Origin of the sequence: Asanoa sp. NPDC050611, assembly GCF_040654855.1 — a bacterium.
In the GTDB taxonomy this organism is placed as follows: Bacteria; Actinomycetota; Actinomycetes; order Mycobacteriales; family Micromonosporaceae; genus Asanoa.
The window spans coordinates 1-1,232 of sequence record NZ_JBFAIU010000696.1 but is presented as its reverse complement, the minus strand read 5'-3'; the positions used below and the strand labels follow the sequence as shown (position 1 = coordinate 1,232).

The following is a 1,232-nucleotide window of genomic DNA, read 5'->3' as shown; positions in this document are numbered from 1 at the left end:
ACGCGGTCGGCGTGTCTTCGGAGTCACCCGCGGCCACGGTGGCATGACCAGCATCCTGGGGTCGCGCACCCTCCTCGAGGCGCTCGAGGAGGTGCGCGACCCTGAGCTGGACGAGCCGATCACCACGCTCGGCTTCGTCGCGTCGGCGTCGCTGTCCGCGGCCGGCGACGCCACCGTGCACCTGCGCCTGCCGACCTATTTCTGCGCGCCGAACTTCGCGTACCTCATGGTGGCCGACGCCTACGACGCCGTGTCCACGGTGGATGGTGTGCGGCGGGCGGAGGTGGTGCTCGACGACCACTTCGCCGCCGACGCGATCAATGAAGGAGTCGCGGCCCGGGCCGGCTTCGTCGCCTCGTTCGCGGGGGAGGCCGTCGACGAGCTCGACGAGCTGCGGGTCAGCTTCCTCCGCAAAGCCGTGCTGGCCGGCACCGATCTGGTGTGCCGGCCACTTGTCGACGCCGGGTTCGCGCCCGTCGCGCTCGCTGCCCTGACGCTCGGCGAGGTGCCGGCCTCGCCCGCGCTCGACCGGCTGCGCCGGCGTCGTGCCGAGTTGGGCTTGCCCGCCGGCGACGACGCACCCCTGCTCGTCGAACCGGCCACGGGCGCGGCCGTCGGCGGTGAGGCGGTCCCGCTGCACCTGCGCAAGGCCCGGCTGACCCGCACCAGCCTCGACGCGAACACCGGCATCTGCCGCGGCATGCTGCGGCACCGCTACGGAGTGGAGGACGAGTCATGAAAGCTGTCCGGCTGCACGCGTACCACGAGCTGCCCGTGGTCGAGGAGGTGCCGGAGCCGACCGCGAAGGGCCCGTTCGACGTGGTCGTGCGGGTCGGCGGCGCCGGGGTCTGCCGCACTGACCTGCATATCGTCGAAGGCCAGTGGGCCGCGGCGATGGCGCCACCGCTGCCCTACACGCTCGGGCACGAGAACGCCGGCTGGGTCCACGAGGTCGGCTCGGCCGTGTCCAGCGTCGCCGTCGGCGACACCGTCATCCTGCACCCGACGCCGACCTGCGGGCTGTGCCGGGCCTGCCGGGCGGGCGACGACATGCACTGCGTCAACAGCAGCTTCCCCGGGCTGTCGGGCGACGGCGGGATGGCGGAGTTCCTGCTGACGTCGGAGCGGGCATGCGTGAAGCTCGACCCGGCGACGCAGCCGAAGGACGTCGCCGCGCTCGCCGACGCCGGCATCACCGCCTACCACGCCGTCCGCAAAGCCGTCCCACTCCT

At 73.0% G+C, this 1,232-nt stretch carries 2 protein-coding genes; both read left to right on the top strand.

Features of this window, described 5'->3' with window-relative positions; translation table 11 throughout:
* A partial coding sequence (locus tag AB0H87_RS41905) for an iron-sulfur cluster assembly protein (protein WP_360159472.1) occupies window positions 1-739 on the top strand: 739 nt, incomplete at its 5' end.
* Window positions 736-1,232: alcohol dehydrogenase catalytic domain-containing protein (locus AB0H87_RS41900; protein ID WP_360159469.1), on the top strand; the 497-nt coding region annotated here is incomplete at its 3' end. The genes AB0H87_RS41905 and AB0H87_RS41900, both read left to right, overlap by 4 nt.